Annotated in this window: 19 protein-coding genes; 10 read left to right on the top strand and 9 right to left on the bottom strand. The window is 69.0% G+C overall.

Annotation, left to right across the window (positions count from 1 at the left end):
- Window position 1: 1 nt before the first annotated feature.
- The 3 genes from IW248_RS12850 (at window position 2) to IW248_RS33050 (ending at window position 3,062) form a co-directional block, all read left to right on the top strand.
- A complete protein-coding gene (locus tag IW248_RS12850; RefSeq protein WP_196927183.1) occupies window positions 2–304 on the top strand; it encodes a hypothetical protein in 303 nt (100 codons plus the stop codon).
- Complete coding sequence (locus IW248_RS12845) at window positions 301–1,347, top strand: hypothetical protein (RefSeq protein ID WP_196927182.1); 1,047 nt, start codon at window positions 301–303, stop codon at window positions 1,345–1,347. Before IW248_RS12850 ends, IW248_RS12845 begins: the two co-directional genes overlap by 4 nt.
- Window positions 1,348–1,739: 392 nt before the next feature.
- Window positions 1,740–3,062: an OmpA family protein gene (locus IW248_RS33050; protein ID WP_196927181.1), complete on the top strand. Its 1,323-nt coding sequence runs from the start codon at window positions 1,740–1,742 to the stop codon at window positions 3,060–3,062.
- A gap of 118 nt (window positions 3,063–3,180) precedes the next feature.
- Here the strand turns inward: IW248_RS33050 and IW248_RS12835 are convergent, their stop codons facing one another.
- The 5 genes from IW248_RS12835 to IW248_RS12815 form a co-directional block, all read right to left on the bottom strand.
- Window positions 3,181–3,501 (bottom strand): hypothetical protein, encoded by a 321-nt coding sequence (locus IW248_RS12835; RefSeq protein ID WP_196927180.1) that lies wholly within the window; start codon window positions 3,499–3,501, stop codon window positions 3,181–3,183.
- A 130-nt stretch (window positions 3,502–3,631) separates the two neighbouring features.
- The gene (locus tag IW248_RS12830; RefSeq protein WP_196927179.1) at window positions 3,632–4,540 is read right to left on the bottom strand and encodes an alpha/beta fold hydrolase; all 909 of its coding nucleotides are present in this window, start codon (window positions 4,538–4,540) and stop codon (window positions 3,632–3,634) included.
- The gene (locus tag IW248_RS12825; RefSeq protein ID WP_196927178.1) at window positions 4,533–5,000 is read right to left on the bottom strand and encodes a hypothetical protein; all 468 of its coding nucleotides are present in this window, start codon (window positions 4,998–5,000) and stop codon (window positions 4,533–4,535) included. Before IW248_RS12825 ends, IW248_RS12830 begins: the two co-directional genes overlap by 8 nt.
- Window positions 5,001–5,111: 111 nt before the next feature.
- On the bottom strand, window positions 5,112–6,011 hold the full coding sequence (locus IW248_RS12820) for an AraC family transcriptional regulator (protein WP_196927177.1): 900 nt from the start codon (window positions 6,009–6,011) through the stop codon (window positions 5,112–5,114).
- Between the two features lie 117 nt (window positions 6,012–6,128).
- On the bottom strand, window positions 6,129–7,064 hold the full coding sequence (locus IW248_RS12815; protein ID WP_231396293.1) for an SDR family NAD(P)-dependent oxidoreductase: 936 nt from the start codon (window positions 7,062–7,064) through the stop codon (window positions 6,129–6,131).
- A gap of 97 nt (window positions 7,065–7,161) precedes the next feature.
- Between IW248_RS12815 and IW248_RS12810 the strand changes: the two genes are divergently transcribed.
- Window positions 7,162–7,617, top strand: coding sequence for a nitroreductase/quinone reductase family protein (locus IW248_RS12810; protein WP_196927176.1), 456 nt, complete (start codon window positions 7,162–7,164; stop codon window positions 7,615–7,617).
- A 286-nt stretch (window positions 7,618–7,903) separates the two neighbouring features.
- Here the strand turns inward: IW248_RS12810 and IW248_RS12805 are convergent, their stop codons facing one another.
- Window positions 7,904–9,154 (bottom strand): carboxylesterase family protein, encoded by a 1,251-nt coding sequence (locus tag IW248_RS12805; protein ID WP_307788373.1) that lies wholly within the window; start codon window positions 9,152–9,154, stop codon window positions 7,904–7,906.
- A 632-nt stretch (window positions 9,155–9,786) separates the two neighbouring features.
- Here IW248_RS12805 and IW248_RS12800 point away from each other — a divergent pair.
- The gene (locus tag IW248_RS12800) at window positions 9,787–10,041 is read left to right on the top strand and encodes a hypothetical protein (protein ID WP_196927174.1); all 255 of its coding nucleotides are present in this window, start codon (window positions 9,787–9,789) and stop codon (window positions 10,039–10,041) included.
- Window positions 10,042–10,524: 483 nt separating this feature from the next.
- Here the strand turns inward: IW248_RS12800 and cspE are convergent, their stop codons facing one another.
- Together cspE and IW248_RS12790 are read right to left on the bottom strand one after the other, a co-directional pair.
- The gene (gene cspE / locus IW248_RS12795; RefSeq protein WP_043326981.1) at window positions 10,525–10,728 is read right to left on the bottom strand and encodes a transcription antiterminator/RNA stability regulator CspE; all 204 of its coding nucleotides are present in this window, start codon (window positions 10,726–10,728) and stop codon (window positions 10,525–10,527) included.
- Between the two features lie 446 nt (window positions 10,729–11,174).
- A complete protein-coding gene (locus IW248_RS12790) occupies window positions 11,175–12,071 on the bottom strand; it encodes a LysR family transcriptional regulator (RefSeq protein WP_196930161.1) in 897 nt (298 codons plus the stop codon).
- Between the two features lie 415 nt (window positions 12,072–12,486).
- Here IW248_RS12790 and IW248_RS12785 point away from each other — a divergent pair, with 415 nt between their 5' ends.
- Window positions 12,487–13,260 carry an LLM class flavin-dependent oxidoreductase gene (locus IW248_RS12785; protein ID WP_196927173.1) on the top strand — a complete coding sequence of 258 codons (774 nt, stop codon included), beginning with the start codon at window positions 12,487–12,489 and terminating at the stop codon, window positions 13,258–13,260.
- Window positions 13,261–13,265: 5 nt separating this feature from the next.
- Window positions 13,266–14,039 (top strand): class I SAM-dependent methyltransferase, encoded by a 774-nt coding sequence (locus tag IW248_RS12780; protein WP_196927172.1) that lies wholly within the window; start codon window positions 13,266–13,268, stop codon window positions 14,037–14,039.
- Between the two features lie 81 nt (window positions 14,040–14,120).
- Here IW248_RS12780 and IW248_RS33505 read toward each other — a convergent pair whose 3' ends face one another.
- Complete coding sequence (locus IW248_RS33505; protein WP_256442175.1) at window positions 14,121–14,255, bottom strand: hypothetical protein; 135 nt, start codon at window positions 14,253–14,255, stop codon at window positions 14,121–14,123.
- A 1,138-nt stretch (window positions 14,256–15,393) separates the two neighbouring features.
- On the opposite strand from IW248_RS33505, the gene IW248_RS12775 reads away from it, so the two are divergent.
- The 3 genes from IW248_RS12775 (at window position 15,394) to IW248_RS12765 (ending at window position 21,878) form a co-directional block, all read left to right on the top strand.
- Window positions 15,394–18,270 carry an ATP-binding protein gene (locus IW248_RS12775; protein ID WP_231396291.1) on the top strand — a complete coding sequence of 959 codons (2,877 nt, stop codon included), beginning with the start codon at window positions 15,394–15,396 and terminating at the stop codon, window positions 18,268–18,270.
- A 154-nt stretch (window positions 18,271–18,424) separates the two neighbouring features.
- Complete coding sequence (locus tag IW248_RS12770) at window positions 18,425–19,450, top strand: hypothetical protein (RefSeq protein WP_196927170.1); 1,026 nt, start codon at window positions 18,425–18,427, stop codon at window positions 19,448–19,450.
- Window positions 19,451–19,601: 151 nt separating this feature from the next.
- The gene (locus IW248_RS12765) at window positions 19,602–21,878 is read left to right on the top strand and encodes a TOMM precursor leader peptide-binding protein (RefSeq protein WP_196927169.1); all 2,277 of its coding nucleotides are present in this window, start codon (window positions 19,602–19,604) and stop codon (window positions 21,876–21,878) included.
- Window positions 21,879–21,940: the final 62 nt, after the last annotated feature.

The following is a 21,940-nucleotide window of genomic DNA, read 5'->3' as shown; positions in this document are numbered from 1 at the left end:
CATGAAATCAGGTACGCCGTACGCAGCCGTGCTGCTGGTTGAAGATGCAGTAGGGCGCGTGGTGCTGGACGTCCTCACCGAAGCGTTCTCAATCGACCCCGTTTCCTGTCAGGTGGCTTCCTCGCGGTGGCTGGTGCCGGGCTGGACGCCCGACGCGGAGCATCCGGACGCGCCTGAGGTGGTTGGACCTTCCTGGCGCGCTGGCTCCTTCTCGGCAACCCGGCGGCCCCCGCAGAACTGGTGTGCCGCCCATTCGTGGCGCGGTGCTGCCCGGATGGTCGACACCGAAGAGGGGATCGCATGAACCAGTTGTCCGGCTCGCTCGCCGAGGTGCGATCGTGGCATCGGCCATTGATGATCATGGTGGCGGCGATGTCCGTGCTGGTCGTCGTCGCCAGCGTCGGTCTTCTTAGCGACGATCGTGAGCTCATGCAGGCATCGGTCTGGGCGAAGCCGTTGAAGTTCGGCATGTCGTTCGTCATCTACGGCGCGACGCTCGCGTGGCTATTGCCGAAGCTTCGCAGGGCAAGGCGCACGATGTGGACTCTCGGCACGGTGTTCGCCGTCACCGGGCTGATCGACGTCGGTTTCATCGCGGTGCAGGCCGCCCGCGGCACCTACAGCCATTTCAACGTCAACACCGATACGTTCAACCAGATCGGGCAGGTGGTCTTCTCCTCGGGCGTGGTCGGGTTGTTCGGGGCGAGCCTGCTGATCGCTGTCATGCTGCTGTTCCAGCGGGTCGGTGACCCGGCACTCACCTGGTCCCTACGCGTCGGGATCGGGCTCTCCGTCATCGGCATGGCGCTGGCGTCCTTCATCCGCGGGCAGGCCGGGCCTGGACCACGCACGGCTGAGGACGCCTACGGGAACCCGGTCACGCTAGTTGGGCAGCACGGGGTCGGGGCACCGGACGGCGACGGCATGGCGATCACAAACTGGAGCACCGTCGGCGGCGACCTGCGCGTTCCGCACTTCATCGGCTTGCACTCCATTCAGGTGTTCGTGCTCGCGGTGCTGCTTCTCACCGCCCTCGCGGCCCGGATCAGCTGGCTGCGCAGCGAGCGCGTACGCACCCAATTGGCCGGGGTCGTCATTCTGGGCTACTCCGCGCTGTTCACCATCACGGTGTGGCAGGCGATGCGCGGCCAGTCGCTGGTCCGCCCCGACGCGGCTACGTGGACCGCACTCGCCGTAACGGTGGTCGTGACCGCACTGCTGGCGACTCTGGCTATCTCGGCCGCTCGCCGCAGTGAGGCGGTCCCCGCCGGTGACTGGCGCTCGTCCGGGGTGCGGCCTCGTGAGCCGGTCGGGTCTTCGGGGCCAGACAGCACTGTGGCGCCATGAGGTTGAGGTTGGCGACCCGCGCTGTGTGGCCCGTCGACGGTCCAGCGGCACGAGGTATACGAGGAAGAGGAAGAGGAAGAATGCTGCGTCGGTCCCGGTCGGTCAGTGGCCGACTCCGTCAACCGCAGTCCAGGTCCATGACCGGGCTCGGTCATTTCAGACAGCGCGCAATCAATCCCACGACCGGCCGGGTTCTGGCGCTGAGTGTCGTATTCGCGGTCGCGGTGGCGGGATGCGGGGTGTTGCCGAAGAGCGAAGGCGTGTCCTCGCCCGCCGCCACCAGTGCGCCCGCCACCGCGGCCAGCGGTCCGCCCGCCATTGCCGCGACATCGGGTCAGCACGCCCAAGCGGCCCTGGCCGAGACTCGCAGCACGATGACTGGGGATCTGAGGGTGGAGGTTGTCGGTCTTAACCGCGTCAAGGGCAGGCACCTCATCGTTCAGGTTCGTCTGTCCAACACCGGTACGGACAAGCGTCTGTCCTGGGCCGGTGAGATGGGTGACCACACGCGCCCGCTCGGCGAGATCACATGGGCTTCCGGCATCGGCGTCCTGGACGCGTTGGCCCGCACCTGGCTCCTGCCCTACAAACCCGCCGGCGCTGCCTGCCTGTGCAGTAACCGCGACCGCGACGGCCTCGGCCAGTTCATCGACCCCGGGAGGTCGATCACCGTCTACGCGGTGCTGCCCGCACCGTCGGGCAACCCCACGACGACCACCGTCGTCACCCCGGTAGGCCCGCCGATGCTCGACGTACCCATCACCGACGACCCTCCGGCCGGTGACTTCCCCGACCCCGACGCCGAACCCGTCACCCCGATCACCCGCCGCCTCATCCTCGCCTCCGAATCCCAGGACAAATCCGAGGAGACCGCCGACGACGGCAAAGACCTCCAGATCAACCTCTCCGCCGACGTACTGTTCGCCGTGGACAAAGCCACCCTCACCCCCAAAGCCCACTCAGTCATCGCCCACACCGCCACACTCATCGACGCCTCCCCCGCCACCGTGGTGACAGTGGCCGGCCACGCCGACTCCTCCGGCACCGACGCCATCAACAACCCACTGTCGCTGCGCCGCGCCCAAGCCGTCCAACACGCCCTGACGGCCCGGCTGACCAGAAACGGGGTCCGCTTCCACACCGAGGGACACGGCTCACGCCGCCCGCTCTACCGCAACGACACCGACGAGGGAAAACGCCGCAACCGCCGCGTCACCGTGACCTTCCCCAAACCCCAACCCACCACCCAGCAACCACCGCCCACGACCACCACCGCCGCACCCGACCTGACCGGCACCACCACAGCCGACGGTCAGCCCATCGCGATGAAGGTCACCGGCCTACGCCGGCTACCCGGTGGCCTCGGCCTACTCACCTACACCATCACCAATGAAGGCACGTCCGAAGCCTGGTTCAGAGACCTCCACCACGCCCAAGACTGGGAGGCGTACAAGTACCAGGCCGCCACCAACATCCGCCTGACCGACGTCACCGCCCGCCGCCAGTACCTACCCGGCCGCCTCGAAGTCCCCACCGACAACGGCACCGACTTCTACTGCGCATGCACACCCGTCTCCGGCGTCCGCATCAGCACCGAAAAGTTCGCACCAGGCCAGACCCGCGAGTTCTGGAACCTCTTCGCCCTACCCGACACCACCACCACCATCAACGCCAAGATCGGCCCATTCCGCGACCTCCACATCCCCATCCGATGAGGCCACCCACCCAGCGGCTACCACGCAGAGTCCGGCCGAGCCGGCGCAGGTGCCATCCCGTCGGAGATGCGTGTGGCCGAACAAGGCCCGGCGGATCGATCTGGTCGCGCCGGCGGCGTCAGGGACGAAGCCAGAAGACATCCCGGAGGATCGCGTTGCCAATACGTCTGTCGGTGACCCAGGTGGCACCCTTGCGTTCGAAGGGAATGCCGGAGCGGTAGAACAGCACCATGGCCGGCGCGAGTGTCACGCACCCGGCGGCCCAGGCGGCCATGAAGACCGAGTTTGGCAGCGCGGGCACGTTTGGCGCCCCGGAGGCGATGCCCCAGACAACCACCGGAAGCAGTACGAGGTTGGCCGTGCGGGCCAGCCAGATCCCGGCCCGATACATCGAGCTTCTTCTCATGTCCAGCAGGGCGTCATTCGTGACCGACGACATGCGGCCCATCGTAGAGCGAGCGCGTCTCGTGCGGAGATCTGATCGACCGGCCGTCGGCTGACCGGGGCCAGAGCAGGCAACGGTCCGCGTGGCCGGCCGTCAGTGATGACGTCCCTGCTGCGGGTCGCCTTCAGTCGTGGGGGCTGAGGAAGTCGGTGATGAGGGTGGCCAGCTCCTGTGGGCGTTCGGCGACTATCGCGTGGCTGGCGCCGGCGAGATGCCACACCCGCAGAGACGGATTGTCCACAGTGGTAAGCCGTTCGGCGGTGCCCTTGCGGTACGCCTCGTACAGGCTGTGGAACGGCTGTTGTTCGGGGAGGTCCTCGGTGGCGAGAACGAGCAGCAGCGGGCAGCGGACGTCGCGGTAGGCGGGCATCAGGTCGAGGGAGTCCATGGCACCGCGGAGCTGCCGGGTGAGGTCGGGGCCGGGCCGCAGCAGGTTGCGGCCGTCGTCGCCGGGCACGAGGTTGCGTTCGAAGGCCGCCACCCAGTCGTCGGGTGCGGCGCCGTAGCGCTGGGCCATGGCCCGCTGCCCTGCCAGCATGGCGGCCACCTGCTCGGCGGTCAGCGGTTCGGCCAGCATCGCGGCCATTCCGTCGAAGACGGCCCGCAGCTTGGCCAGCTCGGTCTCGGCCTGCTCCGGATCCATCCCGGCGAGCTGGTCCGGACGGTTCAACGGCGGATTGCCGTCCAAGCTGACGGCACCGGGGCACTCCGGGTGACGCTGCGCCCAGAGGGTGGCGAGCATGCCGCCGAGGGAGACGCCGACCACCGCGGGGGAGGTGAGGCCGAGGTGGTCGGCGACAGCGGTCAGGTCGGCCAGTACGTCGTCCCAGCGCCACAGGCCGTCTCCGGACCGGCCGTGACCGCGCAGGTCGACGCTGACCACCCGGTGGGTGGGGCGCAGGTGCTCGGCGAGGGTGGTCATCTGGGCGAGGTTGCCGCCAGCGCCGTGAAGGAGCAGCAGCGGTTGTCCGGGTCCGCCGAGGTCGCGGATCGCGATGGGCACGGTCCCGGAGTCGATGATGGTCTCAGACACGTCGGGTTCCTTCCCTGAGCAGCCGGTCGCGTACGGAGGCGGAGCGCACGCCACCTTCGGGGTGGCGGGCGAGCTTGTCGCGGGAGGCCAGGTCGTGGACGCCCTGGCGGGTGATGCCGAGCATCGCGCCGGCCACCGCGTACGACACGGATTCGGCGGTCGGGTGGCCGACCCGTCGCGCGACGGCCTGACCGAAGGGGCTGCGCCACCAGTCGAGGGGTGGGTTGAACGGTCCGTCCCCCGGATAGAGGGTGGCGATCGCGCGCATGACCACGCTGACGGCGGCGCGGTCGTCGCCGCTGACGATCGCGGTGGCCCAGGATCGGGCCCTATCCCGGATGACGGCGCGCAGCGGGTCGATGGCGTCGTCGCCGTCGACCAGGATTTCCAGGGGGTCGAGCAGACGGATGTCGATCAACTTGATGAGCTGCTCGGTCACTTCCTCGTGGGTTGGCGACATGCTGCCTCCTCCAGTGCTTGACACCTATCGTCAAGCACTTGACGTCGACCGTCAAGAACGAAACAGCCCGATCATGTCGCCGGGAACACCAAGATCCCGACAGGGTCAGGCTCAGGGCAGCGCGGTGACGAGTTCTGCTGGCGGAGTGCGGAGTTGGGTGTCCTTGCTGGGCGGTGTGCCGAACATGCGGCGGTATTCACGGCTGAACTGGGAAGGGCTGTCGTAGCCGACGCTGAGGCCCACACCGGTGATGTCTGAGGAGCGGCTGGCGAGCAGGAGCCGGGCTTCCTGCAGGCGGATGCGTTTTTGGAACTGGATGGGGCTCATCCCGGTGACGGTCTGAAAGTTGCGGTGGAACGCGGACACGCTCATGCCGGCGACTTCCGCCAGATCCTCCACACGGAAGGCGGTTGCGTAGTTCTCCCGGATCTGACGCACAGCGCGGTTGATGTGGGCCAGTCCGCTGTCGGCGAGACCAAGTTGGCGGATGGCGACTCCCTGCTCACCGCGCAGGAGATGCCAGAGGATTTCCCGCTTGACCATGGGAGCGAGGATCTTGCGATCTGCGGGCTGCTCAAGCAGCCGCAGCAGGCGCACGATGGCTTCCAGCAGTGCAGACGAGGCCGTGGAGACGGCGATGCCGGGTGATGCGGTGCGTGGGGTGGCCGGCAGGTCTCGGGGGTCGGCTTCCAGGAGGAGTTCGGCGAGGGCTGAGGGGGCGAGAGTCATGCCGAAACCGAGGGTGGGCTGCCCGGTGTCCAGGACATGGCCGGTGACGGGGAGGTCGGCAGAGGCGATGAGGTACTCGCCAGGCCCATACTCGTAGAGGCGCTCGCCCAGGGCGAGGCGTTTGCCGCCCTGGGCGATGACTGCGAGCACGGTCCCGGACATCCCGGCCGCCGAAGTATTTGGATGGGTGAACTTGCATACCCGGATGCCGTCGATCGCTGTGCTCATGTCGGGCCGCGCATGCCGGTTGAGAAGCTCACGCATCTCGTCCAGGGCAGACATGAAGCCATTCTTGCACGAACCTCTATCGAGTGCCGCTGGCTGGGCGGGATTAGGCACACATTCATGATCCCGCAGGGTCCTCATCAGGCTGGGCGCCCCGTGGGCGGCTGTCTTGGCTCAGAGATTCTGACCTCCAGAGACTTCGATGTCCTGGGCGGTGATCCACCGGCCTTCCTCGGAGACCAACATGGCAATGACCATGCCGATGTCGTCGGGCTCGCCGACGCGGCCGAGAGTGAAGGTCTTCGCCAGTTCCGGGATGATCTGCGGGTTCTTGCTGAACGCGTCGTCGGCGAAGCGGGTGACTGTGGCTCCCGGCGCGATCGAGTTCACGCGAATGCCGCGGGGACCGAACTCCTTGGCCATGTAGCGGGTGAGCACCGCCACGGCGCCCTTGAGAGCCGCGTAGACGGAGTATCCCGGCGCGGTCACGTGGGGCAGCGTGGAGTTGCTGGTCAGGTTGACGATGGCGCCGCCGTCGGCGAGGAGCGGCAGCAGGGCCTGGGTGAGGAAGAAGGGGCCCTTGAACAGGCCGTCCGTGAGCCGGTCGAATTCCTCCTCGCGGGTGTCCTCGATCATCGCCATGCCGGCGAATCCGGCGTTGTTGACCAGCTGGTCGAAGAAGTCCCGCTGGAAGGTCCCGCGCAGCACCTCGGCGACGGTCTCTCGGAAGATGGCGAACCCTGTCGTATCTCCGAGGTCCAAGTGCAGCGCCACGGCAGTGCCGCCCTGCTGCTCGATCCGCGCGACGGTGTCCTTCGCGCCCTGTTCGTTGGAGCTGTAGGTGAGGATGACGCCGGTACCGCGCCGGGCGATCTGCAGGGCGGCGCTCTGACCGATGCCGGAGCTTGCACCGGTGACGACGGCTACCTTCATGGTGTGCCTCCTGGGCCTGAGGATTCGTCGGAATCCGTGGGGAGTGTGTCCCTTCCAGGAGACCGCTGCGCCGGGCCCGCGAAAAGAATGATCCTCTTCGTCTCTTGCCCAATCCTCTTGGATGAACGACTCTGCCCGGCTCGGTGCCGTGCTGTGCCTGCGCGTGGGCAGGATCATGCAAGGATCCGCCAGGATGGCCCTAGCAGCCCTCCAGGCGTGACGGTTGACTTGCCGCAACAGCCATTTCCGTCAGGCGCGAGTGAGGCAGCCGACCATGACCGACACCGCGGACAGAAGCTACGACGTGGGCGCGGTCAGGCGCGCTCTGGCCATCGGTCCGGGCTCGCCGCGCGAGGCACGCACCATCGACATCACCACCCTGGGCCGGCGCACCGGTCGTCCACGGCGCATCGAGATCTGGTTCCACCGTGTCGGCGGCCGCTGGTACCTCAGCGGGATGCCGGTGCCCCGAAGCTGGCACGCCAACCTGTCGGCACACCCGTATTTCACCGTCCACCTCAAGAACGACGTCCGGGCGGATCTGCCGGCCACGGCAGTGCCGGTCAAGGATCCCGCAGTGCGTCATCGCGTACTGTCCGCGGTAGTCGCCCTGCAGGACGAGCCCGGTTTACGCATGCACGTCACCCAGCGCCAGCGCCTGGAAGACTGGCTCAAGCGCAGCCCGTTGATCGAGATCGTTTTCGACGACGAACGGCTGCGCTGCGGCTGAGCTGACCGCCCTGGACGGCACGGAGCGGCAGTTTGCGCGAGCATGGCCATGGCCTGTCGGGGTACCGGCACAAGTACAAAGCCAGGTACGGCTCGAAGTGCACACCCTGGGCACGTCAGCCCATCCCCAGCGATCGACCATCTTGCTGACTCTCGGATCTCGGGAGGTGCCCCGACGATAACCGTGCGTGACGGATCTCCCCGAGTGTCGCGAGCCGCTCGCTTCCGGATCTGCCGATGAGCGGATGCGCGGGAAGCTCATGGGGTGTGATGATCGGCAGACGTTGTCAGTCCGGCAGGACGGTGATCGTGTCGTTCGCCTGGATGTCTGGCACCGTGCCGGTTCTAGCGAATTCGGCCCAGATACGGCGAACGACGTAACCCCGGCCTTCCACGTCAGCCCAGTCAGTTGACCCGAGCAGCGCCGCGCCTTGCCATGCCTGGCGTGTGCCAAGCAAGAGTGGCAGGTCGGTGAGGTGTGCGGCCCCGTAACCGTTGTCGTATGGCCGCCAGGTCATGCGGTACCGATATGCGCGACCACCCGCCGTTCGGTGCCGGACAACAAATCGTCGGGCAGGCGTGTCGTACATGCTGCGGGTGGACGGCGTCACGATCAGCCGCCGCGCGCGGCTACCGATCACCGGCAATCGGAACACACCTTTGAGGGCTGGAACGAGGGCCGCGACTACGCCGGTCTCCTCCAGAGTGCAGCCGATCAAGACATCGACGCGCTGGGCCGCCTCATGCCAGGCCCTATCCCGGTCGGCCTCACCCGGTACCGGCGGGAATCCGTACTGCACCCCGAAGGGCATTCTGCTTGCCATCCCAAACCGTCGCGCTGCCCGCTCCGCCACCGGCTGCAACGCTATGATCTCCTCGACCGGGGCGTCCCGTGACAACTCACCGACGGCCGCGAGCATCGCGTCGGTCATGGCGGCTCGGCCCGTGGTGACGCCAAGTGGGGCACTCTGCATGATCACCCGCCGGAACAGCCCTTCTGCACCTTCGCTGATCATCAGGTGCGCGATCGCGTCCGCGCCCGAGGACTGGCCGAACACTGTGACCAAATCGGGGTTACCACCGAATGCGGTGATGTTGTCCCGAACCCACCGCAGTGCTGTCAGCTGGTCGAGCAGGCCAAGGTTTGCAGGCACGTCGGCGCCGTCACCGAGGAAGCCGAGCATCCCGAGCCGATAGGTGACCGCGACGACGATCACACGCTGTTCGGCCACGAACGCGCGGGGATCATACTGGGCTAGATCACCGGCTCCCGCGACGTTGCCGCCGCCGTGGATCCAGACCAGTACCGGTAGCCGCTCGTCATCGCCGAGGGTGGCCGGCGCGGTGACCGACAGCCGCTGGCAGTTCTCAGTCGTGCCCAGGTCGTCGCGGCCGATCAACCGATCGAACAGCTTCGGCGGCAGTTGCGGCGCGGCCGGCGCCCGCTGGAATGCGTTGACCGGTGCCTCGTATCGCATGACTTGAACCGGAGGAGCGAACCGTGGCGCCTCCGCGTACGGAATGCCCAGCGCCCGCACTACATCGCCGTCGACCCGACCTACGACGACTCCGGCGTCAAGAGCGAAGCGTCGCTCGGCCGGGTCAGCCACGACCGGCACTTTCGGTCGCCTTCATGCGGCGCCCGAGCATGTGTCGACGGCGTTGGGGGGCTAGGGCGGCCACGCCAACTCCTTCAAAGAGCGGTCATTCGCTTCAACGGTAGCTGCGGCCTGACCGGTTATCCAGAACGAGGGAGTCACGAGGTCCTACCGAACGGGACACTCTGCTCGGCGGCCGGCACACGGCGATGTTGCCACGATCACCCAGGCGGCCACCACCGAGATCCGGTGCACGCACATGCCGCAGATAGCGCGCGGCCCGTCGGCTCCGTCGGCGGTGACCTCGCTGTGCAGGGTGACGTCCTGGACTGCGATGCCGGGCCGTTGTTCGATGCTGTCTGCGATGCGGCGCAGCAGTGCCGGGACACTGTCTTGGCCGCGGCCTGCCGGATTGGCCTGTGAAGCCGCGACTCGGCCCGCCCGTTCACCTCCGCCCTTCGGCGCCGGATGCAGCGATTGGCGGCTGGCGGTACGGACGAAGATAGGGGCGGTGGGGTGACATCCGGGATCTGTGGGGATCGGGCGGCCGGCGGTGCGCGGATAATGGGGGGATGAAGCGAGAGGTTCGCCTGATGCGGTTGGCCGGGACGCGCGCCGACGGTGCGGTGGCGACGGGCGCGGCGGCTACAGGCGCGCGGGCTGCGGGGGCGGCGTCGCTCGGCGCCCTGGCCGTTGGGGCCGTGGCCGTTGGGGCCGCGGCCGTTGGGCGGTTAGCTATCCGCCGGGCGGTGGTGCGGGAGCTGCGCGTCGGCCGTTTGGAGATCGACGAGCTGGTGGTGCGGAGCCGACCCGCTGCCGAGGGATAACCCGCTCGCGCAGCGGACGGGTCCGCATCTAGCCGCGATCCACGCTCATCCTTCCGTCCTCCTGTGACCCAACGTAGTTAGATCAGGCAGCCGTCCTGGTGGCCGACGGCAGTCCTCGATGCGCCCGACGTCGATGCGGTTGCTTGTGGATCTTTGTAGCTCATCGTGTACCTGGCTCTGCACTCCAAGCCGTACCCCGACATGGCCTCCGGCCGCGTCGTCCGCTCCCTGCGGCTGGACCGGCACGCGCCAGGTTCGCCTCAGTCCGTCGAGCTGTCTTGTTGGACGGCTGCGAGGTGAGGAGTCGATCCATTTCGGCCACAGGCAGCGTCGGTGCTGCGGTGCTCGTTTGCGCCACCCGCTCGCTACACCGAGATGGCCGGACTTCCGCCGATCAGATGCTCTGGAGATGCCGTGGTGAGCGCATGAAACGCCGAACGGCGGCCCGCTGAGTCAGCCGGGCCGCCGTTCGCAAAGTGTGGATCAGAGCGGGCGAATGTTCTCCGCCTGCGGGCCCTTCTGGCCCTGGGTGACGTCGAACTCCACCTTCTGGTTCTCGTCGAGGCTACGGAAGCCGCTCGCCGAGATCGCGGAGAAGTGGGCGAAGACGTCGGCGCCGCCGTCGTCCGGGCTGATGAAGCCGAAGCCCTTGTCGGCGTTGAACCACTTCACGGTACCTGTAGTCATGTCTGCTCCTCGCAGGCTGTTAGAGACCGCACTGTGCGGACCCTTACGCCGCCGCGTTGATCACCCGCGTCGAAACGACACGAAAACGAAAAGCGCCTGGCGGGGTTTCAGATGCCCCATCAGGCGCTCAAAAACGTCTACGGAAATCAAAACTGCAACTGGGCTACCGTAGCACATGATCCTTCGTCGGTGAATACCAGCAAGATCGCTCCCTCTGGACGCGGCTGTGTGGGGGCACGGCCTTCCTTGCAGCGCACTGGCGCGAGGCCACCGGCCCGGCACTACGTGGCGGCTCGGGGAACCGTCGGGTCGTGCCAGGCGCGGGAGTGCTCGTCCGATCCGAGAGTGACCCGGTGCATCGGCACTGTCCGCTGTGGCCGACTTCGACACAGGCCCTGGTACGCCAGTTCTGCGCCGAACGAGGAGTGCGAGCGCACGTGATCGGGTCAAGTGCGCTTGGCGATCTTGCCCACGACGTCCACGGCGATCTCGATCGTCCGCGCCACGAGTGGAGAGTGGGTGCGATTTGCCTGCCACAGCAGGAAGATCTCGCGTGGGGGGAGCGCTGGCTTGAGCTCGTGCACGCACAACGATTCGTCGGAGTCGACATCGCCACCGTGTAACGCGAGTTGTGGCAGGACCGCCGAACCCATGCCGGCGCGCACCATCGACAGCACGGTTTCGTTGCCCGCGGTGCGGCACACGATGTGCGGCCGGGCGCCGCGTCGCGCGAGCGCCTGCTCCATCCGGGCCTGGTCGCAGATCGGCGGGTGCGCCACCATCGGTGCGCCGTCGAGTTGGGCCAGCCGCACCGGACCGTCGGGGAAGGTGCCGCGGCGGGCCACCAACAGGTAGGGATCGTCGAGCAACTTGAGGAGTTCGACCTCGCCCTCGACGCGGCCGTCGAAGAACATCAGGTCGAGCTCATGGACTTGTGGCTGATCGGTCTCCTCCTCGAACAGCCTGATGTCGCAGCCGGGGTGCTCGTCCCGAAGCCGGCGTATGACCAGCGGCAGGATCACGTTGGACACGCTCTGGAAGGTGCCAATGTCGACCCGGCCGTCGCCGGCCTTGAACCGGTCGACGGCTGCTGCCATCGCCTGGGCCTTCGCCAGCAGATCGCGTCCGTGTGCCAGCACCACCCTGCCGAGTGGGGTGATCCGCACCGGTTTCGGCCCGCCCGGTCGGTCGAACACGGCGCCGCCGACGGCTTTCTCCAAAGCCGCGACCTGCTGGCTCACCGTCGACTGGGTGTACCCGAGCCGCGCGGCCGCTCGCCCGAACGTGCCCTCGTCGGCCACGGCGGCCATCGTGGTGAGATGCCGCAGTTCGACGTCAGACATGAGCCCAACCATAGCCCGATACATCGGCAATCACGATTGACTTGATCGGCAACTATCGCTTTTTGCGATGCACTGCTTGCTCTAGCGTGGCGCTCATGACCGATCCTCTTTCGCGCGGCGAGACTCGTCGATCAACGGTGTCGAGGTGTGCCTACAGACCTTTGGAAACCGCGCGAGCGCTGCGATCCCGCTCATCGACGGTGCGGCCTGGGATCCAGCTGTGCGATCAGATCGCGCGGCGACGGGTTCGTGAATCACTACGACGACCAGGACGTCGGCAGATCCACCAGCGACCCGCCGGTGCGGCCGGGCTACACGTTCACCAATCTGTCCGCGTCGCAGGTGGCCCACGATGACCCGGTTGCGGTCCGCGCTCTGGCTGCCGGTCTTCGACGATCTCGCCGATCCAATGGCGGTGGCACGACTGGCCGCGGAGGCGGAGGAGGCCGGCTGGCATGGCGTGTTCGTGTGGGACAACCTGCGCTGGCGGGCGCCGGTCCGACAGGTCGCCGACCCGTGGATCACGCTGGCCGCGATCGCCACCGCCACCGAACGTCTCCGATTCGGTCCAATGGTCACGTCCCTTGCCCGCCGCCGACCGACCAAGGTCGCCAGGGAAACCGCGACGCTGGACCAGCTCAGCGGCGGCCGCCTCACGCTCGGTGTCGGTCTCGGCAGCGATCGCTTCGCCGAAGAGCTGTCTGCGACCGGCGAGGAACTCGATGATCGGCGGCGGGGTCAGATGCTCGACGACTCACTGGAAATCCTCGCCGCCGCGTGGTCCGGCAGCCCCGTGCACCATCACAGCCCGCACTACACCGTCGACGGTATTTCCTTCCTCCCCAGACCAGTTCAGCGCCCGGGCGTCCCGGTTTGGGCCGCGGGTTATCCCGGTAACGTCAGACCGCTGCGCCGCGCCGCCCGGCACGACGGCTTCTTCCCAATCAATCTCGAACACCCGGACCAGCTCGCCGAGATCGCCACCACTATCACTGGTCTCCGCCGGCCGAAGACGACCCCGTACGACATCGCCATCGCCCTCCCGCCCGGCGCCGATCCGACGCCCTACGCCGAGGCGGGCGCCACCTGGTGGCTGGCGGAGTTCTCGCCTGAAACAGTGTCACTGGACCAGGTGCGCGGCGTACTCCGCGATGGCCCCGTCCAAACAGATATCGAAAGGGACCGGTGACAGGGATGTCCGACCTGTTCGATTACGACGCAGAATTGCGCTTGCACAACGAACTCTTCCGCGCCGCTGCCCACGTCGGCCCTCGCGACCGTGTGCTCGACATCGGCTGTGGCACAGGCCAGTCCACGCGCGAGGCCGCCCGCGCCGCCACGGCCGGAAGCGCGGTAGGCGTCGATCTCGCCGCGCCAATGCTCGAACGGGCTCGTCAGCTCAGCGACGACGAGGGACTGACCAACATCACCTATCAACAGGCGGACGCCCAGGTCCACCGCTTTCCACCGACGTACTATGACGTCTGCATCAGCAGATTCGGGACGATGTTCTTCGCCGACCCGGTCGCCGCGTTCACCAATATCGGGAGGGCCCTGCGCCCCGCGGCACGCCTGGTTCTGCTGGTCTGGCAAGAACGCGACCGCAATGAGTGGGCCAACTCGATCCGCCAGGCCCTCGGCCCCGCATCAGCCACACCGCGTGGCCCGGACCCGTTCTCACTCGCTGACCCGACCGTCACGGAAGGCGTCCTGACGGCGGCCGGCTTCGCGGAAGTCAGCTTCACGGACGTGAACAAGCCCGTCTACTACGGCCCGGACAGCGCCACCGCCTTCGACGCCGTGCTCGGCCTGTGGGAGTCCAAGAACCTGCTCGCCAATCTCGACGCGGCGGCCGCCGAGCAGGCACGCACGCGGCTACGCGCCACCCTCGACGCCCACCACGCCGGCGGCGGCGGCGTGTACTTCGACTCACGTGCCTGGATCGTCACGGCTCACCGCCGTCACTGAACACCGCAGCGGCAGGTGGGGACCCGACGATCGTCGGATCCCCACCCGCCGCATTCGGACAGTTCAGCGATGCTGCCGGCGTCAGCGCCCGGTGGGTACGACGTTTGAGGAGTGCCCGTTCTGCTCGTCGCGCTTCAGGCGCTTCGCAGTCTGCTTCTCCTTGATCGTCTTGCCCTTCTTCTTGACGTTCGCCTTGCTCGTCGAGTCCTTGGACATGATCGAACCTCCTGGAGCAGGTCGGTGAACGTGCAGCGTGGTACTCGCCTGAACACGGCGTGCAGGTGACGGAAGACCCGCGGCGGACGCGAAGTCCTTCACTGCACGCCGACCATACGCTGTTCCGGCTCTTGCCGACGTTGGGAAGTGCATCGCCAGCGGTGGGGCAATAGGGCGTGTCGCCCCACCGACAGGAACCCACATGCCTGCGTAGGTGTGCCGCCATGGGGTAGGGACAACTCATTCTCTTGGTGGCAGGAGGTTCTGCTGGCGGGGAAGCGGTGCGGTGGGACCCTGGCAAAGTTGGACCCCCCCGAAAATCCCGTCCGTGGTTGGCGGCCAGTGACATGAAGCGATCAACGCTTGATCGTGCCTGTGCAGCTCCGGATCACCCTGACAGCAAGCAGCGGCTCAAGCTGTTGGGCGGTTGGCCACCGCGCCGGCTCGCCGGCTGGAAGCCGGCGGGGCGCAGATACAGGGTGGCGACAACGCAGGAGGGGCGTTGTCCAGGGTCTGGTTCGTCATGGGAACCCAGCGCCGGATAGCGCAGGGGACAGGCGCTCGGCCCGGTTCCGTCGGCTGGCTGCCTGCGGCTTTCTGTGCTCGTCTCTTATATGCTTGTTGCGTCTGCATGTTGCTGTTCGCATGTTGAAAATTGGCGGCAGGTGGCCAGTTCTGGCGGTGGGATTCCAGTCATTTGCGCTGTGGGAATCCTTTGCCGTCGGCTCATCGTGTGGGGTGAGCGTCACGGTTGAGGGGCCAAGGTAGGAATATGACCGCTTCGGGCGATTCAATATGGACGGCCATGATCGTGGTGATATCAGATTAGGCGCGGCCCTCCCATGATTGTCCAGACGGGCTGGGCGTACCCCCGGAGCCCGGCAGCGCCTGGGGCTCGTTGGCGATAGCCCGGACGCAGTAGATGACAGGTGATTTATTGGGTTTCATGGACATCATTCCGCGCTTCTGGCTACCGGTCCTTTTCTGCGGGTTGTGGTGCGATGTCGGAAAGAACTGCATCTCGACGCCACCTGTCAAATAGGAGGTGGCCGCGCCGGTTTGTTTCGACATTTGGCGGTGCTCCGGTATAGTGCGACCAATTCCCATTGAGTGTGCCGGAAGGCGTCTGGTCTGCGTGATGACACCTGGGCTGGAAAGCGCATCATCGAGCCCGCGCTTCGTCGGGCGACGACCACAGTTGGCACGTATCGGGAGAGCCCGGGCAGCCGTGCTGAGCCGTGGCTGGCAAATGGTGTGCGAGGTGGTCGGCGAGCCGGGAATCGGCAAGACCCGGTTCGTCCGCGAGGCCCTGGAGCGCTGCGACTCCACCGTCCCCTGGGCCGTCGGGACCTGTTCGCCGGATGAGCGAGGAGTCCCCTTCCACGTGTTTCGACATGCCTTCACGGAGGGGCAGTCACTCCGACGCGGGGTGCGTGCTGGACGGCCCACTGGGGAGAGCTGGGCGGAGTCCGTCGCCGCGGTGCCAGCGGCGCCGGCGCGGGCGTCGGACGCCCGGCGGTTCCGGACCTACCAGCTGGCCCGCCGGCTGATCGGCCTGGCGGCACGGGACGGTCTGGTGCTGGTCCTCGACGACCTGCACTGGGCGGATCCCTCCTCCACCGGTCTGATCGCCCACCTACTGCGGTATCCGGTGCCCGCCCCGCTGCTGCTCGTGCTCGTCTACCGCCCGCGGCAGATGGCGACCCCGATGCCGTTCGGGCTACCAGATCCCGACAAGCACGCCGATGCGGAACCGACGTCACACGACCGGATCGAACTTCGCCCTCTCAGCCTCGCCGAGGTCGCGCTCCTGCACCCCCACATCGACCAGGTGGAGCTGCGCGCCCGGTACGACCTGACCGGCGGCAACCCCGGTTACCTGGCGGTGCTGCCGAGCAGCCCCACCTCGAACAGCGCTGACCCGATCCGTGAAGCACAGGGTGGCCGACTGTCCGACGCGGCGGTGGCCGTGCTGCGCCGCGAGTGGACGGACCTACCCCCCGTCGAGCTGGCCTGTCTGCGGGCCGGGGCGATCGTCGATGCGCCCTTCACCGCGGACCTGCTCGCCGAGGTTGCGCAGGTCCCGACGTCACTGGCGGTCGAGGCCTGCTGGCGACTGGCCCGGCTTGACCTGATCCGCCGCGTCCCCGGCACTGGACGGTTCGCCTCCCGGCACCCGGTGCTGCGGATGGCGGTCGCTCAGGACACCGACACGCAGTGGCAGGTGGAGGCGTGTGCGCGGGCGCTCACCGCGCTGGTCGATCTGGGCGCGCCACCCGCGGATCGGGCCCGCTACGCGGAGCGCCTGCTCGCCCTGCCGAACGGCGGCTGGGCCGACCGCTGCGTCAACGTGCTCTGCCGGGCCGCGCAGGAGGTCCGGCGCGAGACGCCGGACCTGGCCATCCGCTGGCTGCGGATGGCGCTGCGTGCGCTGCGGCCGACGGCCGGCCTGACGCAACGTCGGCAGGACGTGTCGCTCGCGCTGGCCGAGATCACCGGGGAGGCGGGGAATCTGGCCGAGAGCAGGGCCCTGCTCCAAGAGATCGTGCCGCTGTTCTCCGCCGACCCGGAGGGACGGCGGGCGCAGGCAGTAGCTCTCTGGGCGCGGGTGGAACGTCTGCTCGGCAACTACGCGGAGGCGGTGGCCATCAGCCGGCGGGAGTTGTCCGCCCTGCCAGCCGATGCCGGACCTGGCGACGGCTACCGCCTCGCCACCGAGATCGGCGCCGCCGGCATCCTGGCCGGCCGCCCCGTGACCGGGCTGCCCGACGTGCTCAGCGGAGATCTCGGCGGCTCCGGCGCGGACCGGGCCAGCCTGCTGGCGGTGCGTAGTCTGGCCGCCGCCCTCGACGGCGCACTCCACGACGCCCGGGGCTTGCTCGATGCCGGCGCCCGGATCGTCGACTCGCTGCCGGACCGGGACGTGCGGGACCACCCCGACTGCTTCACCGCACTCGGCCTGAGCGAGTTGTACCTCGAACGGCAGGCCGACGCGATGCGGCACCTCGACCGAGGGCTGACGCTCGTCCGTGCCTCGCACCGCGACGGCGGACTGTGCCAGCTGCTGCTCGGTCGTAGTCAAGTGGCCTACCACGGCGGGCAGCTGAACGCCGCCATCGGATTGGCTACCGAGGCGGGCATCGTTGCCCGGCGCATCGGCAGTCGCGACCTGCTGAGCTTCGCCCTGGCGTTCGAGGCGGAGGCGACGGCGTGGCGTGGTGGCCCTCGGGACGACGACCGGGCGGTGGCGCTGGCCCACAGCGCCGCCGGAATCGCCACCGACCTCGCCACCTGGTGCGGTCGTACCGCCGCGACGGCGCTGGCGACCGCGACGCTGCTGTCGGGTGATCCGGCGACCTGTGCGGAACTGGTGCGCTCAGCCGGCGGCGACAGCCGGCTGAGCCGTCTCCAGACGTCCCTCCGGCCCAGGTGGTACGAGCTGCTCTGCGCCGCCGCGCTCGCCGCGGGCGACGTGGCCGACGCCGAGCGGCAGGCGCGGCTGGCATTGGCCGAGGCGGATCAGGTCGGTCTGCCCGGGCAGCGGGGCTTCGCCGAGTCGGCGTACGGCGAGGTGCTGCTCGCCCGCGGCGAGATCCGGGCGGCGCTGCTGCACCTGGAGACCGCGGCCGACCTGTTCCGCGCCGGCGGGATGGTGCTACGGCGCAGCCTTGCCCTGGCCTCCCTGGCCCGGGCAGCCGAAGCCGCCGACCAGGCCGGCCTGGCGGCGCGGGCCCGCCGCCGGGCGCTGGAACTGGCCGGGTGGTGCGGAACGGAACGGGTCGGCCTGCGACTGGCCCGTCCGGTCGGCCCGCGCGAGGTCGCCGCCCTGACCGACCGGGAGTGGCACATCGCGCGGCTGGCGGCGACCGGGGCCACCAGCCGACTGATCGGGCGGCAGCTGAACATCAGCCCCCGCACGGTTGAGGCGCACCTGACCCGCCTCTACCGCAAGACGGGCGTCGCTTCCCGGTCGGGCCTGGCCGCCTGGGTCGCTCGTCTCGATGACACCGATTGATGACTGCAGTCCCGGCCGGATGACGTCGTTCGGTGCAACGTCGACTGGCCGGGCAGCACGAGGCCGCGCCGCCACCGTCGCAGCCGGACAGCCGCTCACATACTCGACTGCATCGGGCGCGATTCCCGTGAACCGGTGGTGGATGGAGGACGAGATGCTGGGCAGAAGATCCGTCAGGAGCCCGCAAACCCTCGCCGCGCCGGTGCCGGCGATGCCGATCGCCGCCGCCACGGTGGCGCTGCTCGTGCTGACCGGCTGTGGTGGGGAGCCAGTGGACGCGGCCACCCCGGCGCCCCACGGTTCGGCCGCTTTCGGTCGGGACCGGGCCGCGCTCGTGCTCACCGCCTTCGACCAGGCCGACTCGGCCGCCTCGGTGGCGGGTGACGTCGAGGCGCTGCGGGCGCAGGAGGTTTCGCCCTCGCTGGACCTCAGCATCGCCGCAGTACGTCGGGCCGCGTACAACCAGCGTGCGCAACCGTCCTTCCAGCACATAAACCCGGTCTTCGCGGTGCCACCCGCCGACCCGGCCTGTTTCCTCGCCACGGCGACTCTCCGGCTGAACGGCTCGGAGCTGGCGCCCACGGACGTCAGCCAGTTCGTGTTCGGTGCTGACGGCCAGTGGAAGCTCAGCCACAACGTTCAGGTCACCCAACCTTCGCTGGTGGTCGCCCGGAGCATCGACGGCCGGCCGGCCACCGCGGGCGGCGCCGCCCTGGACGAGACCAGCCGTCGGGCCCTCGCCGCCGAGGTGTTCGCCCGCAGCATCGGGTCCACGACGGGCAACCGGTCCCTCGTCGTGTCGAGCGCGCTGCTCGACGGCCAGTTCGCCGGCGGTTGGGAGGTGTACGGGCAGCAGCTCGCCGGTGTCGGCGGGGCGGTGCAGCGGACGATGAACCGGGCGGAGTGGTCCGACTGCGCGGTCGCGGTGCCGACCGGCACGCTCACCTTTTTGACGATCCACGCCACCGACACGCTGCGCCCGGCGCCCGGCGGTCCGGCCACCGTCCGATTGGAACCGCAGAGCCCGGACCTGATCGCCACGGGTCACCTCAAGGCGATCAGCGGAAAGTCGATCCGGGTCACCCGGGTGGAGACCTTCGTGCTGCTTGTGCCGGCACAGACCGTCGGCACATCAGTGCTGGGGCTCAACGACACCGCGCTGACCGTCACCGCCGACTGACCCTGCCGCCGAGCGTCCACGCCGTCGGCGACGGCAGAAACCGGTGGCATCACTCGGATTGGACGCCACCGGACCGCGACGATGACAGCAGCCGTGATCGCCGGCGGGGCCGGCGGTGCCGCGGTCCGGCCACGAAGCTCGGGAGGAACCCATGTGGCGTCCGCGCTTCCGATCCGACTACGTGCCGGTGCGGCTGCCCGACGGTCCGCTCGTGGTGCTGGGGGAGACCCGCAGCCTACTCATCGACGACCCGGTCGCCGCGGACCTGGCCGACCAGCTTGACGGTGTCGCCCCGTTGGCGGATGTGGTGGCCCGCCTGGCCACCCGACACCCGGTCACCGCTGTCGCCGCAGCCCTCGCCCGGCTGCGCGACCACGGCCTTCTGGTGTCCGGTCCGGCGCACACCTCGGCAGCCGAGGCCGCCGGCTGGGACGCCCGGGGCGTGCCGCCCGACGTCGGACGGCGGTGGATGGCCGGGGGAACTGTCACCATCGTGGACCTCGGGGCGCCCCGGGTGGCCGAGACCGCCGACGCGCTGCGCGCGCTAGGGCTCGCCCCGACAGTGGTCGGGCCGGACGCACCGGACCCGGGCCCGGGCAACGCCCAGGTGCTGGTGCTGCCGTCGTCGATGCTCGACCCCCGGCTCGCGCTGATCAACAACCGCCACCTGGCCGCCGGTCGCGCGTGGACGCTGGCCCGGCCACACGGCAACGTCGTCCTCCTCGGCCCGCACCTCGTGCCGGGCCGTACCGGCTGCTGGGCCTGCCTGCGCCAACGCTGGCAGGAGAACGAACAGGTGAACGCCTTCCTCGACGCGCAGGACCTGGCCGGTCCGCTGCCGCAGCCCGGCCGCGCGGTCCTGCCCGGACTGGCCACCATGGCGGCCGGGCTGCTCGCTGCGGAGCTCGCCGTGCTCGCCGTCCGGGGCGCGTCGCCCCGTCTCACCGGCCGGATGGTCGCCCTGGACACCCGGGACCTGAGCACGGAGAGCCACCAACTGGTACGCCAGCCGCAGTGCCCCGCCTGCGGTGACCCGGACCTCGTCCGCAAGGCCGAGCCACGGATCGATCTGCCACCCAGCGGCACCCAGCCCAGTCGGGCCGGGGACTCCCGCATCCGGGAACCCGCCGAGGCGTACGCCGCGCTCGTCCACCACGTCAGCCGGTATCTGGGCGTGGTGAGCCGGCTGACCCCGCTGGAGACGACCGACAACGGCGTCACCCACACCTACTCGGCCGGGCACAACTTCGCCCAGCCCCGCCAGCTCGCCGCGCTGCGCCGCAATCTGCGCGGGCAGAGCGGCGGCAAGGGCCGGACCGACCTGCAGGCCCGGATGAGCGCGGTCGGGGAGGCGGTGGAACGCTACTGCGGGGTGTGGCGCGGCGACCGCCCGGTGCACCGGGCCACCTACCGGCAGCTCGGTCCGGACCGCGCGGTACACCTGCGGGAGCTGCTGCTCTTCTCGGAACGCCAGTACGCCGACCGGCGCCGGCTCAACCGCGACCTGGGCCACCTGCACCGCATTCCCCGCCCGCTGCCCGACGAGGTGGAGCTGGACTGGACCACGGGTTGGTCGCTGACCCGGCAGACACCGCGCGAGCTGCCCGCCGCGCACTGCTGGTACGGGCATCCGGAGCTGACCGGGCTGGGGGTGTGCTCGGCCGACTCGAACGGCTGCGCGGCCGGCGGCAACCTGTCCGAGGCAATCCTGCAGGGCATCTGCGAACTCGTGGAGCGGGACAGCGTGGCCCTGTGGTGGTACCACCGGTCCCGGATGCCCGGGGTGGACCTCGCCTCGTTCGGCGACCCGTGGACGGCCGCCTGCGTCGACCACCACACCACCGCGCTGGGCCGCGAACTGTGGGCGCTCGACCTGACCGCCGACCTCGGCGTACCCACGTTCGCCGCGGTGTCCCGGCGGGTCGACCGAGGGCCGGAGGACGTCCTGGTCGGCTTCGGCGCGCACCTGGACGCGCGGGTCGCGCTGACCCGGGCGCTCACCGAGGTGAACCAGTTCCTGCCCGCCGTCGCCGGACCCACCTCCGCCCGCAACCGGTACGGCGTCGACGACCCGGACACCGCGCGTTGGTTCGGCACCGTGCGGGTGGCCGACCAGCCCTGGCTGACCCCGGATCCCACCCGGCCGTCGCGCACCGCGGCCGACCACCCGACGCTGACCACCGGCGACGTCGGGGATGACGTGCGTCGTTGCGTACGCCGGGCGGAGCGGGCCGGCCTGGAGGTGATCGTCGTCGATCAGTCTCGTCCGGATGTCGACCTGGCGGTGGTGAAAGTCGTCGTGCCGGGCCTACGGCACTTCTGGCGCCGGCTCGGTCCCGGCCGACTGTGGGACGTGCCGGCCCGCCTCGGTCGGGGCCCACTGGCCGTCGACGAGACATCGGCCAATCCGCTGAACGTCTTCTTCTAGCCGGCGCTCCCGGGCCACCGGGATCGTGGGAAGGATGTGGGGATGACCACCGTGGTGGACCT

The organism is Micromonospora ureilytica, from assembly GCF_015751765.1.
GTDB lineage: Bacteria > Actinomycetota > Actinomycetes > Mycobacteriales > Micromonosporaceae > Micromonospora > Micromonospora ureilytica.
This window is presented reverse-complemented; position numbering and strand designations above follow the sequence as displayed.

Coding starts and splice junctions, on each gene's coding strand:
- IW248_RS12775 (WP_231396291.1), top strand. CDS start 15,394: ATGACACCTGGGCTGGAAAGCGCATCATCGAGCCCGCGCTTCGTCGGG.
- IW248_RS12845 (WP_196927182.1), top strand. CDS start 301: ATGAACCAGTTGTCCGGCTCGCTCGCCGAGGTGCGATCGTGGCATCGG.
- IW248_RS12835 (WP_196927180.1), bottom strand. CDS start 3,501: ATGTCGTCGGTCACGAATGACGCCCTGCTGGACATGAGAAGAAGCTCG.
- IW248_RS12800 (WP_196927174.1), top strand. CDS start 9,787: ATGAAGCGAGAGGTTCGCCTGATGCGGTTGGCCGGGACGCGCGCCGAC.
- IW248_RS12820 (WP_196927177.1), bottom strand. CDS start 6,011: ATGTCTGCCCTGGACGAGATGCGTGAGCTTCTCAACCGGCATGCGCGG.
- IW248_RS12770 (WP_196927170.1), top strand. CDS start 18,425: ATGCTGGGCAGAAGATCCGTCAGGAGCCCGCAAACCCTCGCCGCGCCG.
- IW248_RS12825 (WP_196927178.1), bottom strand. CDS start 5,000: ATGTCGCCAACCCACGAGGAAGTGACCGAGCAGCTCATCAAGTTGATC.
- IW248_RS12850 (WP_196927183.1), top strand. CDS start 2: ATGAAATCAGGTACGCCGTACGCAGCCGTGCTGCTGGTTGAAGATGCA.
- IW248_RS12765 (WP_196927169.1), top strand. CDS start 19,602: ATGTGGCGTCCGCGCTTCCGATCCGACTACGTGCCGGTGCGGCTGCCC.
- IW248_RS33505 (WP_256442175.1), bottom strand. CDS start 14,255: ATGTCCAAGGACTCGACGAGCAAGGCGAACGTCAAGAAGAAGGGCAAG.
- IW248_RS12815 (WP_231396293.1), bottom strand. CDS start 7,064: ATGATCCTGCCCACGCGCAGGCACAGCACGGCACCGAGCCGGGCAGAG.
- IW248_RS12790 (WP_196930161.1), bottom strand. CDS start 12,071: ATGTCTGACGTCGAACTGCGGCATCTCACCACGATGGCCGCCGTGGCC.
- IW248_RS12810 (WP_196927176.1), top strand. CDS start 7,162: ATGACCGACACCGCGGACAGAAGCTACGACGTGGGCGCGGTCAGGCGC.
- IW248_RS12780 (WP_196927172.1), top strand. CDS start 13,266: ATGTCCGACCTGTTCGATTACGACGCAGAATTGCGCTTGCACAACGAA.
- cspE (WP_043326981.1), bottom strand. CDS start 10,728: ATGACTACAGGTACCGTGAAGTGGTTCAACGCCGACAAGGGCTTCGGC.